Origin of the sequence: Treponema sp. UBA7570 (genome assembly GCA_002477955.1) — a bacterium.
Classification (GTDB): domain Bacteria; phylum Spirochaetota; class Spirochaetia; order Treponematales; family Treponemataceae; genus Treponema_D.
In genome coordinates this window covers 15718-31696 of sequence record DLLE01000050.1, presented here as the reverse complement: position 1 = coordinate 31696, position 15979 = coordinate 15718, and the positions used below count along the sequence as shown (strand labels likewise).

Annotated in this window: 14 protein-coding genes and 1 pseudogene; 6 read left to right on the top strand and 9 right to left on the bottom strand. The window is 39.9% G+C overall.

What is annotated here, in order from left to right; translation table 11 throughout:
- The 3 genes and pseudogenes from B4N75_RS05890 to B4N75_RS05880 form a co-directional block, all read left to right on the top strand.
- Positions 1 to 966 (top strand): annotated as a pseudogene (locus tag B4N75_RS05890) (phospho-sugar mutase); the annotation flags it as partial.
- A 60-nt stretch (positions 967 to 1026) separates the two neighbouring features.
- Entirely contained in the window at positions 1027 to 1668 is a 642-nt protein-coding gene (locus tag B4N75_RS05885; RefSeq protein ID WP_296706835.1) for a 3'-5' exonuclease, read from the top strand.
- An 11-nt stretch (positions 1669 to 1679) separates the two neighbouring features.
- Entirely contained in the window at positions 1680 to 2015 is a 336-nt protein-coding gene (locus tag B4N75_RS05880) for a hypothetical protein (protein ID WP_296669060.1), read from the top strand.
- A gap of 53 nt (positions 2016 to 2068) precedes the next feature.
- Here the strand turns inward: B4N75_RS05880 and B4N75_RS05875 are convergent, their stop codons facing one another.
- The 9 genes from B4N75_RS05875 to B4N75_RS05835 all read right to left on the bottom strand — a co-directional run bounded on the left by B4N75_RS05875 (position 2069) and on the right by B4N75_RS05835 (position 11702).
- Positions 2069 to 3034: a LysM peptidoglycan-binding domain-containing protein gene (locus tag B4N75_RS05875; RefSeq protein ID WP_296020811.1), complete on the bottom strand. Its 966-nt coding sequence runs from the start codon at positions 3032 to 3034 to the stop codon at positions 2069 to 2071.
- 103 nt (positions 3035 to 3137) lie between these two features.
- Complete coding sequence (locus tag B4N75_RS05870) at positions 3138 to 4376, bottom strand: HD domain-containing protein (protein ID WP_296020820.1); 1239 nt, start codon at positions 4374 to 4376, stop codon at positions 3138 to 3140.
- 3 nt (positions 4377 to 4379) lie between these two features.
- Positions 4380 to 5183, bottom strand: a complete 804-nt coding sequence (locus tag B4N75_RS05865) for a hypothetical protein (protein ID WP_296020826.1) — start codon at positions 5181 to 5183, stop codon at positions 4380 to 4382.
- Positions 5183 to 6940: a DNA repair protein RecN gene (gene recN, locus B4N75_RS05860; RefSeq protein ID WP_296706832.1), complete on the bottom strand. Its 1758-nt coding sequence runs from the start codon at positions 6938 to 6940 to the stop codon at positions 5183 to 5185. The genes B4N75_RS05865 and recN overlap by 1 nt, the downstream gene beginning before the upstream one ends.
- The gene (locus B4N75_RS05855) at positions 6933 to 7775 is read right to left on the bottom strand and encodes an NAD(+)/NADH kinase (RefSeq protein ID WP_296020841.1); all 843 of its coding nucleotides are present in this window, start codon (positions 7773 to 7775) and stop codon (positions 6933 to 6935) included. Before B4N75_RS05855 ends, recN begins: the two co-directional genes overlap by 8 nt.
- 68 nt (positions 7776 to 7843) lie before the next feature.
- The gene (locus B4N75_RS05850) at positions 7844 to 8929 is read right to left on the bottom strand and encodes a DegT/DnrJ/EryC1/StrS family aminotransferase (RefSeq protein ID WP_296669063.1); all 1086 of its coding nucleotides are present in this window, start codon (positions 8927 to 8929) and stop codon (positions 7844 to 7846) included.
- 65 nt (positions 8930 to 8994) lie between these two features.
- Positions 8995 to 9471, bottom strand: coding sequence for a chemotaxis protein CheW (locus B4N75_RS05845; protein ID WP_296020855.1), 477 nt, complete (start codon positions 9469 to 9471; stop codon positions 8995 to 8997).
- Positions 9472 to 9520: 49 nt separating this feature from the next.
- Positions 9521 to 10810 carry an NAD(P)-dependent oxidoreductase gene (locus B4N75_RS05840; RefSeq protein WP_296669065.1) on the bottom strand — a complete coding sequence of 430 codons (1290 nt, stop codon included), beginning with the start codon at positions 10808 to 10810 and terminating at the stop codon, positions 9521 to 9523.
- Between the two features lie 91 nt (positions 10811 to 10901).
- Positions 10902 to 11702 carry a ComF family protein gene (locus B4N75_RS05835; RefSeq protein ID WP_296669068.1) on the bottom strand — a complete coding sequence of 267 codons (801 nt, stop codon included), beginning with the start codon at positions 11700 to 11702 and terminating at the stop codon, positions 10902 to 10904.
- 121 nt (positions 11703 to 11823) lie between these two features.
- On the opposite strand from B4N75_RS05835, the gene B4N75_RS05830 reads away from it, so the two are divergent.
- From B4N75_RS05830 to queD, 3 genes are read left to right on the top strand one after another with little or no spacing between them, the layout of a single operon-like run.
- Positions 11824 to 14379, top strand: a complete 2556-nt coding sequence (locus B4N75_RS05830; protein WP_296706830.1) for a homocysteine S-methyltransferase family protein — start codon at positions 11824 to 11826, stop codon at positions 14377 to 14379.
- Positions 14372 to 15346 carry a hypothetical protein gene (locus B4N75_RS05825; RefSeq protein ID WP_296669071.1) on the top strand — a complete coding sequence of 325 codons (975 nt, stop codon included), beginning with the start codon at positions 14372 to 14374 and terminating at the stop codon, positions 15344 to 15346. The genes B4N75_RS05830 and B4N75_RS05825 overlap by 8 nt, the downstream gene beginning before the upstream one ends.
- Entirely contained in the window at positions 15328 to 15720 is a 393-nt protein-coding gene (queD, locus tag B4N75_RS05820; RefSeq protein ID WP_296669072.1) for a 6-carboxytetrahydropterin synthase QueD, read from the top strand. The genes B4N75_RS05825 and queD overlap by 19 nt, the downstream gene beginning before the upstream one ends.
- The last annotated feature ends 259 nt before the right edge of the window (positions 15721 to 15979 follow it).

Below are 15979 nucleotides of genomic sequence, written 5' to 3'. Positions count from 1 at the left end.
AGAGAGCCGGACGGAAGATTCCCGACAGTTGAAAAGCCGAACCCGGAGGAAGCTCCGGCGCTTAAGCTCGCAGTTGAGCTTGGCGAAAAAGAAAAGGCTGACTGCGTAATGGCGACCGACCCGGACGCAGACAGATTCGGAACTGCATTCCCTGGAAAAGACGGAAAATTCGTCCTCGTCTCAGGAAACCAGATGGGCGCGCTTTTGTGCGAGTACGTCCTTCTTTCAAGAAAAGAGCTTGGAAAAATGCCTGCAAGCCCGGCCGCAATCCGCTCAATCGTAACGTCTCCTTTCTGCGACTACATCTGCAAGAAATTCGGCGTGAAAATGCACGAGTGTTTGACAGGATTCAAATGGATTGCCGCAGTCGAAGACGAATTTGAAAAAGACGGCTCAGAAAATTACGTTTTCGGTCTTGAAGAGTCTTACGGCTACAAAGTCGAAAAAGAAGTGATGGACAAGGACGGCGTTTCAGCGGCCGCAATGTGCGCGGAAATGACGCTTTACTGGGCTTCAAAAGGAAAATCAATTCTCGAGCATCTTGACGATATGTGGAAAGAGTACGGATTCTTCGAGGACAGAGCGATTTCCCAGTATTTTCCTGGCTCGGCTGGAAAAGAAGTCATGGCAGGAATTATGACAAAGCTCCGCGCGGAAGGCTTAAAAGTTCTCGGCGGAAAGAAAGTTCTTGAAATCCGCGACATTCAGGAAAGCGTCTCTTACAATCCTGAAAAACCGGCTGAAAAGTCAAAAATCGCGCTTCCAAAGTCAAATGTTCTCCAGTTTGTGCTTGAGGGCGGAACAATCGTTTCAGCGCGCCCGTCAGGAACAGAGCCTAAAATCAAGTTCTATATCAACTCACGGACTGAGGTCAAAGGAACTCTCGACGAGGCGAAGAAAGAATCGGCAGAAAGCTGCGATTTAATTTCAAAAGAAATCAAAAATCTTCTTGAAAATGCAAAATAATTAAAAAAAATGGACTGCCGGCAAAACAAATTGCAAAAGCTGGCAGTCCAAGTTTTATTCATGAACAATAACCTGCACTTGATTGCGTCAAACAAAAAAATTCTCTCTCTTTATGAAGAAGGCGCTGTTTTTTGTGCCTTTGACACAGAAACTTCCGGACAAAATCCAGAAAATTCGAACATAATCGAAATCGGCGCAGTAAAATTTACAAAGGACAGAGTTCTTGAAAAATTTTCATCTTTAATAAAAGCTCAATCTCCGTTAAATCCGTTTATTGTTGGCTTGACAGGAATCAACGACAAAATGCTGGAAAATGCTCCTTTAGCAGAAAAAATCATTCCAGAATTCAGAAATTTTTGCAAAGGAACAATTTTACTGGCGCACAATGCACAATTTGATCTTCGTTTTATGAACGCAGAATCACAACGTCTCGGTTTTTTGCCGCTGCAAAACAGCGCAGTCGACACGCTCAGACTAAGCAGGATTATGCTGCCAGAAAACAAAAGCTGGAAACAGACATTTCTTGCAGACCAGTTCAGCATAGACAAGGGACATGCACATCGCGCCTTTGACGATGCAAAAGTCTGTGCCGAAATATTTAAAATTTTAATAAAAATGCCAGTTCCGCAAAAAAAGAAAAAACAGAGGCCTAGAATCTACTCGGAACAAACATATTCTCTCGCAGTCCAGGCATTGTTATAAGGCAGGCAAAAATGGAAACAAAACTGAAAAGCAATCTTTCGAATTTTGAAGCAATTGATTACATTCAACGGGACATGGAATTCAACAAACGGATAAACTTTTCCGACATGATTGAATATATAAAAAGTGAACTCCACATTTATCTAAAAACAGACAGCATTGCTCAGACAAATTCAACTTATTCAAACCGTTTCGGTCAAACCTTAAACATTACAACTCTTGTCTGCAAAAATATAAAGGTAATCATACGCGAAAAAATCACATCGGAAGCAGATGTTAAATTTGTTTCTTTGGATAGCGAAAATTTGGCCGAAAACCAAAATCCAAATTCAATAGAAGAAATATAAATTCCCACTAAAAAAACGATATAAAATTCTCAAACCGCAGATTTTGCCAAAAACTAGCCACGAGGAGCTTTTGCAGGGTCAATCGGAAGTCCGTTCTGAAAAACCATAAGGCTTATTTGGCTTTTTGAAGAATAACTGTCAATTCCTGCCGTTCCAATCTGAGTTTTAAAATCGATATAATCGCCTTTAGAAACCAAAACTTTTCCAAGTCCGGTGTATGCGTAAATATGGCCGGTTTTGCTTTGAATAAAGACAACGTTTCCAAAACCGCGGTAAGTTCCGCTAAACATTACAGTTCCAGACTTTATTGCATCGACAGGCTCGTCCTTTTTTGCACTGAGCGTTACGCCGCTAACTTTTCCGTTTACGTAAGCAACTTCAGGCTTTTGAACAGGCCAGACAAGGTTCGGATCGCCTTTTTTTTCAGAATAATTATGAGTATCGACAATCACGGACGGCAACTGATTTTTTAATTCAGAATTTTTTGATGTCGGGGCAGTAGTTTTTGAAGTTTCAGTATTTTTTACATTCTGATTAGAAGCAACCGCAGAAAGTGCCGGAATTTTTATTTTTTGCCCGACCTTAAGTCCAGATTTTTCGTCTGTTCCATTCAATTCGTAAAGCTGCTTTACACTTACCGAAAAATTTCTGGCAATTGCGTACCAAGTGTCGCCTTTTTTGACTGTATAAGCCTGAGTATTTTTTTCAAAATTGCTTTTTTCGGTTTTAGAGCCGCTTTTTGAATCATTTTTTGAAGCAGAATCATTTGTTTTTGCTTGAACCGCTCCGCTTTTTTCCGGAATTACAAGTTTTTGTCCGATCTTTATATCTGTACCGCCAATTTTGTTTACATCTGCAATCGATTGAACCGTTGTATTATATTTTTTTGAAATTGAATAAAGAGTTTCGCCTTTTTGAACAGTATGAGTCAATTCAGCAGACAAAAAACCTGAACAAAAAACACTGACTCCAGTAAAAAAAATTGCAGTTTTTACATTTTTAAAAAATACAGACTTCATAACTCATATATTTTCGGCAAAAAATATATGTTTTAAAGGCAAAAAAAATATAATTACAGTTTTTTATAAAAAAATGCCAATTTAAAAAGCGAACTGCGGCTTTTTAGTCAGAAACAACTTCATCAAAAATTTTTCGAATTTCTATGCCGTTTATAACAAGTCCTTTTGCATATCCGTTCAAGGTGTGTTTTCTTCCGCCACGAAGATGCGCGCTCGTAATTCCATATTTTATTGAACGGTCCGCTTCTATCAATGCGCTCAAATGGTCGGCAAGACGGACAGTTTTTCCGTCAACAGGATTAAATTCGTCAAAATTGTATTTTCCGTTCAAATCTTCCCATTCAACTTTCTGAACCTTTTTATTTCCGTTTTTTTGCTTTTGCTGAATTCGGTTTGAAAACTCGTCATTTGTAAAATAAATAATTTCGTCAGCATAAAAATCATCCATAAGAGGAACAAGTTCGCGGTTGACTATTTCATCCTCGATTTTTTTTACAATGTCAGGAAGAGCGTCGGTTGCCTGCTTTACAGGAGAAATAATATCTCGTGTTACGGCTTCCGGCAAATCGTGAAAAAGAGCCGAAAAAAAGTCGTTAAAAAGACGCTTTGGGCACATTTTAACTTTTGTGTCCCTCATCAAAAGAACAGTAAGGGCGGCAACAAAATAGCAATGTCCAAGCACGCTTGTCTTTGGAACTCTCGGAGTTTGATTCCATCTTGTCTGAAAACGCAGCTGTTCAATCATCATAATAAAATCGAACGGCCGCTGCCTCGTAACAAGAAGCTGCATTCCGCGCAAATCCAGATATTTCTGAATTTCCTGATTCAAATCCTTTTTGATTTTTACAATCCGCTCTTCTTCGTTTACACATTCAATCATCTGAAGTTCGCGCATTGAAGCAAATTTATGGGCAGCACGCAAAACCCGCGCAGAAAGCTCAAGTTCCTTTGGCATAGGAAAATTTCCGGCAGTACGTGCAATATAAAGTGTAAAATCTGAATAAAGAGTTTCGTCTTCAATTATGTCTTTGTACTGTTTTAAAACCCATTCATTCAGTTTTAGATATTCCTGCGGAAACTGACGGCGAATCATCTGCTGAACAGGACTTTTTATGTCGCACAATGCAATTTTTTTTAGAAGCTCAAAAAGAGAGGCGTTTATAATCCATTCCCAGTCAATTTTATTTCCGGCTTTTTCTTCGTATTTTCCAATTATGTACGCAACAATCATTCGTTCCGCCGCCTTGTCCATTTCTACAAGTTCAAAAGGCCGGACCAAATCGTTCCATCGTTGAATAGAAAAACCTTCAAATAATTTTAGAATGAATTTTTTATTAAGCATATTTTAGCTGGCAATTCCTGACTTATGATCTGCATCAAGTTTTTCTTTCCAAACCACAGCTTTCTTTTTAGTTTCTTCTGCTTCATCTTTCATACCTAATAAAATCTGAAGGCGGCGCAATGCAAGAAGATAGTTTATCGCCGCGTTCATATCGTCAATGCGATGCGTTGAAAGTTCATACCGGTCGCGATATTGAGTTGCAGACTGATCCAAAAGTTTTAAAACAAGCCGAATATAATAAACTGTATTGTCGTAATCTGCAGAACGAGGATCAAAATAATCTTTGCAGGCTTGTTTCATTGGAATAAGGTTTTTTGCAACTGTACAAAAACGGCCTCTAAGCTCAACAAAAGACCACTTCCATTTCGTATTTTCTCCGAAAGCGTCAACCAAAAGTTGAATTGCAAGTCCAAGTTTTTTTACAAGATAAAATCTTTTTTCAAGAGGAGTATTTTCGATTTCGGCAACTTTGTCTTCAATTTCGATGTAAGGGCAATTTATAACAGCAGTAACAACTTCTTCAAGCTGAATTATTGCCTTGTAAAGACATTTTCTTGCGTCGTTGAGAGCATCATTATTTTTAGTATCAAGAATTTCGACAGAAAGATTGTTTATTGCAATCCACATCGTTGCAATATAAATCTGATCTTCGCAAAGAAAAAGTTTTTTATAGCCGACATTGTTTTTTTCTTTCTCGATTAAAGCAAGAACCTCTTTTTCTTTTTCAAGATGAGCATTTATTTCATCTTTGTATGGAACAATTTTTTCATTAAAAAGCTCTCTGTTTTCTGTTGAAATCTTCGCCATTAGCTTTCTCCAGTACCCGAAAATTTTGCAAGCATTGATTTTGCATGTTCCAAAGATTCCTGACTCGCCGCATCACCGGAAAGCATACGCGCAATTTCGGCAACCCTCTGCTCTCCTTCAATCGGAGAAACTTCGGTATTTGTCATTCCTTCAGAAACACTCTTTGTAATCTTAAGCTGATTATCGGCATAAACAGCTATGCTGGCAAGATGTGTTATACATAAAATTTGACATTTTTTTGCAAGATTTTTTAAATGCTGTCCTACAGAAACCGCAACTTCTCCACCGATTCCCGTATCGATTTCATCAAAAACAAGGGTTCCGACACTGTCTGTTTCCGCAAGAACAGTTTTTAATGCAAGCATAACGCGGCTCAATTCACCGCCAGAAGCAATTTTAGCAAGGCTTTGAAGCGGATTACCGGGATTGGCCGCAATCAAAAATTCAATATCGTCCATTCCATAAGGACCGCATTTCTGTTCGATTTGAGAGCCATTTTTTTCCGCAACATTGACTGCAAACCGCGTATCTTTCATTCCCAAAGTTTTTAAAATCGCCATAACCTGCCCGGACATTTTTTGAGCGGCAATTTTCCGGCTGTCAGAAATCTCTTTTGCCTGCTTATAGACATTCTTTTCAAGCCCGGCAATTTCCGCTTTTAAGGAATCCTTGTTTTTTTCGCCGCCACTAAGCTCTGCAAGCCTTTTTTGCGCGTCAAGTCCGAATTGAATCACTTCTTCAACCGGCGCATTGACCGACGAAGCATATTTTTTCTTTAAATTATAAATCAAAGTAAGCCTGTCCTGAACAAAAGCAAGTCTCTCAGGATCAAAAACAAGACTGTTTTTATAGGAAGAATATTCACCTGCAATGTCCGAAAGTTCATAAAATGCGCTTTCAAGACGGCTATCCAGAGATTCAAGATTTTTATCAAGCTGACAGGCGTGCTGTGCTACGGAACGGATTTTCTTTAAGAGCAAAACCGCTCCGCTAGAACTTTCTGCGCTTTCCAAAGTCTGGCAGATAGAATCTATGTCTTCGTAAAGTTTTTCAAATGAAGAAAGCCTCTTTTCTTCGTCCTCAAGCTCTCTGTCTTCGCCTTTTTTTAGTTTTGCATCTTCAATTTCTTTTACAGAAAATGTAAGAACATCGATTTTTTGAGCGCGTGTTTTATCGTCAGACAAAAGTTCATCCAAATTTCTGCGCTTTGCAACCAAATTTGAATAAAGAGCCGTAAATTCTTCAACTTTTTCGTCCAAACCGGCAAACGAATCAAGAAATTTTCGGTGCTCGCTAACGCGCATCAACGACTGATGCTCGTGCTGACCGTGAATGTCGATTAAAAAATTGCAAAACGAAGCCAAATCCGCCCGAGTGACAGGAGTGTCGCCTATCCAGGCGGCAGATTTTCCAGTATCGCGAACTGCACGGCGAATCAGAATTCTATCATCTTCGCTCTCAATTCCATGCACATAAAGCCATTGCGCAGGAGTTTTTATGTCATCTTCGTTTATTTTTGATGAATCAACAGGAGACGAAAGTCCTTTTATGTAAAAAGTTCCAGAAACCTGAGCTGTCTGACAACCAGTTCTTATATGTTCAACGCCGCCTTTTCCGCCGAGCAAAAAAGTCAGCGCTCCGATTAAAAGCGATTTTCCGGCACCAGTTTCTCCAGAAAGAACTGTAAATCCGTTTTTAAACTCAACACTGGCACTGTCGATAAGGGCAAAATTTTTGATTCTTAAATCCTCAAGCATTTGGACCTCCAGACCAGTTCAATTTCTGGCGCAATGATTTATAAAATTTTTCCTGAGTGCAGCCAACCAAAAGCGCTTTGTGCGGTGACTGATGAATTTTTATTATGTCGTCGACATGCAAATCGTTCGGAATCTGCCCATCAACCGTAATTATTACATCGCTTACACGGCTTGGAAGAATTTTTGTAGAAAGGCCATTTTTCGGGCTCAAAACCAAAGGCCGGCTCGAAAGACTAAATGGATTTATTAAAGTAAGACACATTGCATCGATATAAGGATCGATAATCGGACCGCCTGCGCTTGCAGAATATGCTGTCGAACCTGTTGCGGTCGAAAGAATCATTCCGTCGGCAACAAACCGGCCGAGAGGAGTTTTTCCGTATTCAACTTCAAAATTAATTGTGTGTGCAGAATTTTTAGCACTAATAACGACATCATTCAAACTTACAGCCGAAAAACGTTTCAGTCCACCGCGAATTATCTCTGTTTCAAGCATACTGCGGCTGACAATCAAAGATTTTCCGTCCAAAAATTGATGCAGCTGTTCTTTCCATTCATTTTTTTGAACAGAGGCAATAAAACCAAAGGTTCCAAAATTTACAGGAATAATAGGAATTTTTTCAGGCGCACAACCTCTGGCCGCAAAAAGCACCGTTCCGTCGCCACCCAAAGTTATTACAAAATCGTATCCGCTAAAAGGATATTGCTCGCAAAAGCCATTGAACAGAAAAACATCGCCTCGAATTCCACATTTTTCAAGGTAAGACTTTATTTCTGCTCCCATTTTTTGAGATTCTTCTTTATATGTGTTAACGATGATTAAGCAACGAACCATATTCTCTCCCATAAAAAGTCAAGATTAAAACTTCAGTTTTAGGATTAACTTTTTACTGCAATCTTTTATTACGGCAGGGTTCCCAAAACTTTTGCAATTTTTGCGGCAGATTCTGAACCAAGCCGAGGATACAAAGGAAACAAAACCGTCCTTAAGCTCAAAGATTTTGCTATTTTTAGCTCCTGCAGCTGTGATTCATCAAGATGGGCGATTACGCTGTCAGAATATGCAGGCTGAATTTCAATTTCCTTTTTAGAAGCATACTGCTTTACGTCTTTTACACTTCCGTTCAAAACAACAGGAAAAGACCAGATTGTAGAAGCATTGTCACTGTCCCTCACAAAAGTTCTGTTTTTTCCACTCATCAAAGAACGCTGAAAAACTGCGAACAAAGTCTTTCTTGCCTGCTCATTTCTGTTGAATTCCTTTAGCTGAATAAACGCAAGAGCGCTGTTTATATCTGGCAAAATATCTGTCCGCGGAGCAGAATCTGTATATTTTTTTAAAACAATCCATTCCCGGCGCTGAGGAGCCATTAAAACAGCGCCGCCACCGCCAGTCACAGTATCAAATTCTTCAAGCCCAAGAATAGAAAAAATTCCAAACGAACCTGCCTTTCTCTCAAGTTTTTTGCCGGCTTTTTTTTCTGAATTTTCTTCAGTTTCGGCATTTTCCGTTTTTTCCGGCAAGACCGCTCCAAAAGAATGAGAAATATCTTCGATTACAGGAATTCCAAGCGAAATAATTTCTTCGATTTGAGGAAGAATTCCCATTGTTTCGTGCAAAATCAAAAGTCTTCCGCCGTTACTTATTCCTTTTTGAACAATTTCTGCATTTACTAGACCAGTCTGCTCTTCAACATCCAAAACAAGCGGTTTATATCCAAGTTTTTGAATTGCATCATACTGCCAAAAAGGAGCCAGAGCGCTCAGCATAACAGAAGTATTCTCAGGCAAATCAAGAGCTTTTAGCGCATAAGAAAGGGCGATCGAAGGGCTTCTAAAGGCAACGGCGCCGTCACAACCAGAAAATTCCTTTAACGCCTGAATAAATTTTGAATTGAGTTCTCCTGGACCAGTTTTTTCGTCAACCATACAGGTTAAAACCGCATCCATCTCTTTTCTGCGTATCGTAGAACTGAAAGTCTGAATCATTTTTTACTGAAACCTATTTTTTTATCTATTGCCTCTTTTTAGGCACGGATTTAATCCAAAACTATCTATTCTGAATCAAAAATTTTCTGAAGTTCTTTTGGATTAAACAGTTTGCGGATATTGAGCATAATAAGATAATTGTTCTCCTGACGGATTACACCCTGAATGTACTCAGTTCCAATTCCGCTAATCATCTGAGGAGGATCTTTTACATCAGACATATCAACGGTTACAACTCTGGCGATTTTATCAATGATGATTCCAATTTTGTTGTTATCAATATTCAAAATAATAAAACCGCCGTCGAACTCTTCTTCGTTTGATGAGCTCTCAAGTTTTTTTATCTGAAAACGCTTGTGCAAGTTCATTACAGGAATAATCTCGCTTCGGAGGTTAAAAATACCTTCAACGTAATAAGGCGCATTCGGAATTTGGCGTACATCACAGACTTTTACAATTTCTTTTACGTCCATAATATCAACGCCATAAAGCTCCTCGCCAAGCTGAAATGTTACAAGTTGAATCTGAGTTCCTTCTGCCATTTTTTAACCTCTTTATTCTGAGAATTTATTTTTCAAGCGAATTTAAAACTTAAACTCCAAGAAGTTTTCTTGCTTCGATATAATCCGCAATTCCCTGTGCAACTTTTTTTGCTTCGCGCATTGCAAGAACAACTGTCGCAGGCTTGTGAACAATATCACCGCCAGCAAAAACACCATTTTTCGTAGTCATGCCGTAAGGAGTCTGTTTTGTAATTACATATCCGGATTCATCTACATCGATTCCGGTTGTCGAAGAAATTACAATGCCAGCAGGCTTTGAACCAACAGCAATCAAAATCTTGTCTGCCGGGAGAATTTTTTCTCCTTCAGGAGTTGAAACCTTAAGACCAGTAACTTTTCCGTTTTCGCCGACAACTTCAATCGGAGTGTGTTCCCATCTAAAATCAACTCCGTCTTTTACAGCTCCATCGTATTCTGCATGCGCAGCCTTCATAAATTCAATTGTACGACGATAGCAGTCAACAACAGAAGAAGCCTTCATCATAACAGCTGTGCGGCAAGCATCCATTGCAACATTTCCTGCTCCAATTACGATAACTCTGTCGCCTTCCTCAACAGGAACTTCAGAGCGGTCTACTTTTTCATCAAGGAAAAGACGTGTCATCCGAAGGAAATATGAAGACTGAATTACACCTTTCAGGTTTTCGCCAGGAATTCCAAGTCCTTTTGCAACTGATGTTCCGGCACCGATAAATACAGCTTCAAATCCTTCTTCAAACATTTTGTCGATTGTAATATCTGTTCCGACCCTTGTATTGCATACAAAAGTTACACCGAGAGCCTCGATATTTTTAATTTCGCGGCGGACAACCTCTTTTGGAAGACGGAAATCCGGAATTCCATAGAGCAAAACACCGCCCGGTTCTGACTCGCCTTCATAAACTACAACATTGTAGCCTTTGCGCGCCAAATCACCTGCAACAGTAAGACCAGCAGGACCTGAGCCTATCACAGCAACCTTGCCTTTAGTTTTTGGAACTAACTTTTCTGAAGAAAGCTGATTTTCTGAATAAAAATCTGCGATAAATTTTTCAATACGACCGATTTTTATCCCTTTTCCCGACTTATAAAGAACACAATGTCCTTCGCACTGATTTTCGTGAGGACAAACACGTCCGCAAATTGCAGGAAGATTGCTCTTTTGAGAGATAATTCTATAGGCTTCTCCAATATTTCCCTGAGCAAGCGCATGATTAAACTGAGGAATTTCGTTTTCGATCGGACAGCCTGTGCGGCAAAGCGGTTTTGGACAATTAAGACAACGGCGCGCTTCTTTTACCGCTTCTGCTACTGTATAACCTGGAATTTCTTCCTTCATAATATTAAGTACCTCTATTCTTATATTTTAATAGTCAACTTTAAAGTCGAATTATTAGAAATTATACCGTCAAACCAATAGAAAATCAAACCTAATCAACAATAAACAAAGTCAACGCAATAATATTTTTAATTCCAGCCTTTTTTAATTCAAAAGCGCAGGCTTCAAGAGTGCTTCCTGTGGTCATAACATCATCAAGAAGAACTACAGTTTCCGGAAGAGATTTTAGTAATTTTTGAATTTCTTTTTGCGGGCGCAGAACAAAGGCATTTTTTATCTGCTCAAGACGATGCTGCCGGTTCAATTTTTTCTGCTGAAAACGAGTAAGCCTCCTCAAAAAAGGCAAAGTTTGAATTCCATACAAATTCCGCAAATAAAAGCAAAGCTCATCAATTTGATCCCAGCCCTTCTGGCGAATTTTTCCAGGACGAGGAGGAACTGGCACAACAGGCAAAATTATACCTTCAGAATTCCATAATTTTGAAATTTCTGCAATTTTTTTAAAAGCAAACGAAGCAAAGACCGGAGAAAGGACTCTTTTTTCCTCAGTTTTCCAGGCAAAAAGCAGATTTTTCTTCCAAAGCCGATACGAAAAAAGAGAAAAAGAAGAATCTACGCTAGAAAGAATTTTTTGGCTTCGGCAAGATGAACACAGTTCAATTTCGCTCACGAGAATTTTTCCGCAGACCGAACAGCGTTTTGCTCCGTTTTCAACAAAAAGTTTTTGAAGGCAGATTTTGCAGACAGGAATTATTCCGCTGTTTTTTCCGCAGCACAGACATTCTTCACCGCCAAGAAAAAAAACTTCAACATGCCGGAAAAAATTCATCAAAAAAAGAAAAAGGAACGAGATTTTTGTCCTGAGAGTTTTTGAAAACTTTGTTTTATTCACATAAATATAATTGTAAACAAATAATAAAAAACACACATCTTTTACGCGTTTTTTGAAAAAAAATCCACCGTCTGCGGCAATAATTGCACGTCATCAAAAATTTTATTAAACTTTTCTGATTATGAAGAAGAATTTCCGAGATTTTTTAAGCGAACAGTTTTCTAACGGTCTTCCAGTCTTTATGGACGGCGCGATTGGCACAATGATTCAGGCATCTGGCATTTGCGATTATGATATTCCAGAAGATGTTTCTGTTGAGCATCCAAAAATAATCAAAAATATTCACAAAATGTATTTAAAAGCCGGCTCAAATGTTTTGACAGCAAACACTTTTGGCGCGCTGCCGCTAAAATTAAAAAACGCACGCTATTCAACGGAAAAATATCTGTCTTCTTCTATAAAAATAATGGAAGAGGCAATTTCGGAAATCGAAGCTGAAGGAATTGTCCGTCCACATTTCAAAGCCTGGAACACTTCTCAAATCGGAAGGCTTTTGGAGCCAATGGGCGATTTGACTTTTGACGAAGCATACGAAACTTACAAAAAAACTGCGATTCTTGCAGAAAAGCTCGGTTACGACGTTGCGCTGATTGAAACAATGGCCGATTTGCACGAAGTTAAGGCCGCAGTTCTTGCAGTTCAAGAAAACACAAAGCTTCCAATTATCGCGTCAATGACTTTTCAAAAAAATCTGCGCACCCTGACCGGAGCCGACGTTCAAACAGTTGCAACTTATCTTGAAGCCCTGCATGTTGATGTGCTTGGTTTTAACTGCGGAGGCTCGCTCGAAGACGGAGAAAAAATTTCTTCTGAGTTCCTGAAATATTCGCACACTCCGGTAATTGTTCAAGTCAATGCGGGAATTCCTGTCGTAAAAAATGGAAAAACCGTTTTTCTTGTCGGGCCGGAAGAATTCTCCGAAAGCCAAAAGAAAAACCGTCTGAACGGAGCCTGCGTTCTTGGAGGCTGCTGCGGAACAACGCCAGAACACATAAAAGCGCTTGTTGAGAAAATTGAAAAAACAGGTCCTGTAAAACCAAATATGCCGGACGACAAAGACAGCACCCTTATATGCTCTTACAATAGAACAGTTCAAATCGGAGGCAGCGCAGGTCCAATGATTGTCGGAGAAAGAATCAATCCGACCGGAAAGAAAAAAGTAAAAGAAGCTTTAAAAGCGCATGATATGAATTTTGTGCTAGAAGAAGCAGAAAGCCAGATAAACGCAGGTTCACAAATTCTTGACGTAAATGTCGGACTTCCAGGAATTGACGAAGCTCAGATGATGGTTGATGCGGTCAAGACAATTCAAAGCGCTTTTTCAACTCCTCTGCAAATCGACTCTTCGGAAGCTCCTGTTATCGAAAAAGCCTTGCGCTACTACAACGGAAAAGCCCTTATAAATTCCGTAAACGGCCGCAAAGACGTCATGGACAAAATTTTACCTTTGGTAAAGCATTACGGAGGCTCAGTCGTCGCCTTGTGCATTGACGAAAACGGAATTGCGCCGACAGCAGAAGGAAGGGCAAATGTCGCAAGAAAAATTATTGCCGAAGCGCACAAATACGGAATCCCAACCCGCGACATCATAATCGACACATTGACTTTGACAGTCAGCTCGCAGCAAAAAGAGGCGCTGGAAACCTGCCGTGCGATTTCACTCTTAAAAGATGAATTTGGAAAAGACGGATTAAAATTCATTCTCGGAGTTTCAAACATAAGTTTTGGACTTCCACGCCGCGACATAATCAATTCAAGATTTTTTGCAATGGCTCTCTTTTCCGGCCTTGACGCCTGCATAATAAATCCGCTGAGCCAGCCGATGATGGAAACTTATTGCGGTTACAGGGCGCTTGCAAATTTTGACGAAAACTGCCTTGATTACATTCAAAAATACAACGGAACGACAGCTCCAGTTTACAACGTAACCCAGGAACAGCTTTCTGCAATAAATGCCGGAACACCTGCAAAAAACGCGCAAAAAGCAAAAAGCCCTAAAAATGAATATTCGCAGCTTCCGGAAGATTTGAATGAGGACGAAAAAAATCTTGTCGACATAATCTACAAAGGCTTTAAAGACCAGTCCGCTCCGCTTGCAAAAAAAATGCTCGAAAAAGGAGCAAAAGCCGTTTCTATAATTGACAGATGCATTGTTCCTGCGCTCGACATGGTTGGAAAAGACTTTGAAAAAGGCCAGAAATTTTTGCCTCAACTTCTTTTGAGCGCAGACACAGTAAGCTATGCCTTTGAAGTTATAAAAACATTCCTTAAAGAAACAGGAATGGCAGAAGAATCAAAAGGAACGATTGTAATTGCGACAGTTTTTGGCGACATTCACGATATTGGAAAAAACATTGTCAGGGCAATGCTCGAAAATTACGGATTTGAAGTAATCGACCTTGGAAAAAATGTTCCGCCCGAAACAATAATACAGACCGTCATAGAACACGACATAAAACTCGTAGGCTTGAGCGCCCTTATGACTACAACAGTTACAAATATGGAAAAAACAATTCTTTTACTGCGTTCCGCCTTAAAACAAATAGGAAAATCTGTTAAAATAATGGTGGGCGGCGCTGTATTGACAGCCGATTATGCCACACAAATAGGCGCGGACTATTACTCAAAAGATGCAATGCAGTCCGTAGCAATAGCAAAGGAAGTTTTTAATGGCTGAAAAAAAGCTAACAAGAAAAGAAAAACGCGACCAGAAATTCGCAAACCGCAAATTAAAATCATTCAGCGGCGTATATCCATATTTCCGGCTCTTGTGGTCGCCAAGGACTGCAAAAGTTTCGTGGAAATTTTTGTACACAGTTGCAAAAAGCTATTTGGGAACACAATTTCTGGAAAAATGGGGATTCTACCATATTCCAATCGTCAAGGTTGACTCCCCTTTAGACAAAAAAATTCCTTTTACACCGTCAAAAGTCTACATTTATATGGACTTTGTCTATCTTTTTCTGCGCCCGCTTACAATGCTCATAAGACGCTTCGGCTTAAAAAAAGCCGCGCCAATTTGCAACGCATGGTTCAGCTCAGCAACAAAAGTCTACAGAGAAGCAAGCCGAATGTACCGTCACTCGCTTTCCACAACAGAGCGCCCTCTCTACAAAGAAAATTTTCATTTTAGAGTAATCCATGCTTTCGACCCTCATCTTCTGTGCGTTCCAAGCCTGCACATTGCGCTTATAGCCCTGACAGAAGTCTTTTTTAAACGCGAATTTAAGAATATCGGCTTAAGCGACGCAGAATGTTTCCAAAAAAACACAGAACTTTACAACGAAGCAATTGAAATCGCAGAATCCGTCCTGTATATGAAGCAGCATTCTGTAAACTGCATTCCGGCGGCGCTTTACATGATTACAAAACTTTTTCCTTCGCTCTTTTCGCCAAACGACGCGACAAATTTTATAAACGATATGTTTTTAAGCACAGAACTTATAAAACCGGAAGACGTTTCTTCAATAAAAGAATACATTTCGTTTATGTACGAACGCTATTTGCTCGAAGGAGTCGCCGCAGACGACTGGAGAGATCCAGTAATCCGATGGATTGACAGTTACGACTGGAAGGCAGAAGAAGCAAAATTTGAACAAAAAGAAAACGCCAGCGGAGAAAAAAAATGTTTGAAGTACGAATAACTGACGATTTTGCCGCGGCCCATTTTTTGCGCGACTACAACGGAAAATGCGAAAACCTTCACGGACACAACTACAAAGTCTACGTCCACGTAGAAGGAAACAGCCTCGATAAAGGCGGAATGCTTTTGGACTTTACACTTCTAAAAACCGCCCTAAAGGAAGTTCTGTCAAAAATCGACCACACAAACCTAAACGAAATTGCAGACTTTGACCAGAATCCGAGCGCAGAAAGAATCGCCGTTTACATTTACAAAAATATGCTAAAAGTCCTCTCAGAAAAAGGCCTGGATCTTTCAAAAAGCTCGAACCGAAAAATAAGCAAGGTTGACGTTTTTGAAACAGACAAAAACCGGGCGCGGTATATTCCAGAATAAATTTCATATTTGGGCGGCTTTTTGCTATGCAAAAACCGAGCCATTACGGGTTCCGGCTTTCGCCTCCATTCGCAGGCGAACGGCTTTGCCGCCCTCCAGGTCTCTGCCGCATTCGTAAAAGAAATTAAAAAATGCGTCAGCGGCTGTAACGGTGAGCGCAGCGAAAACAAACGCAAGGCGTTTGGTCGTAGCCGTGAAAGACGCGGTGGCTGCCGAAGGCAGACAGACGCCCGTAAAAAAGTCTTATAAATACAAATTT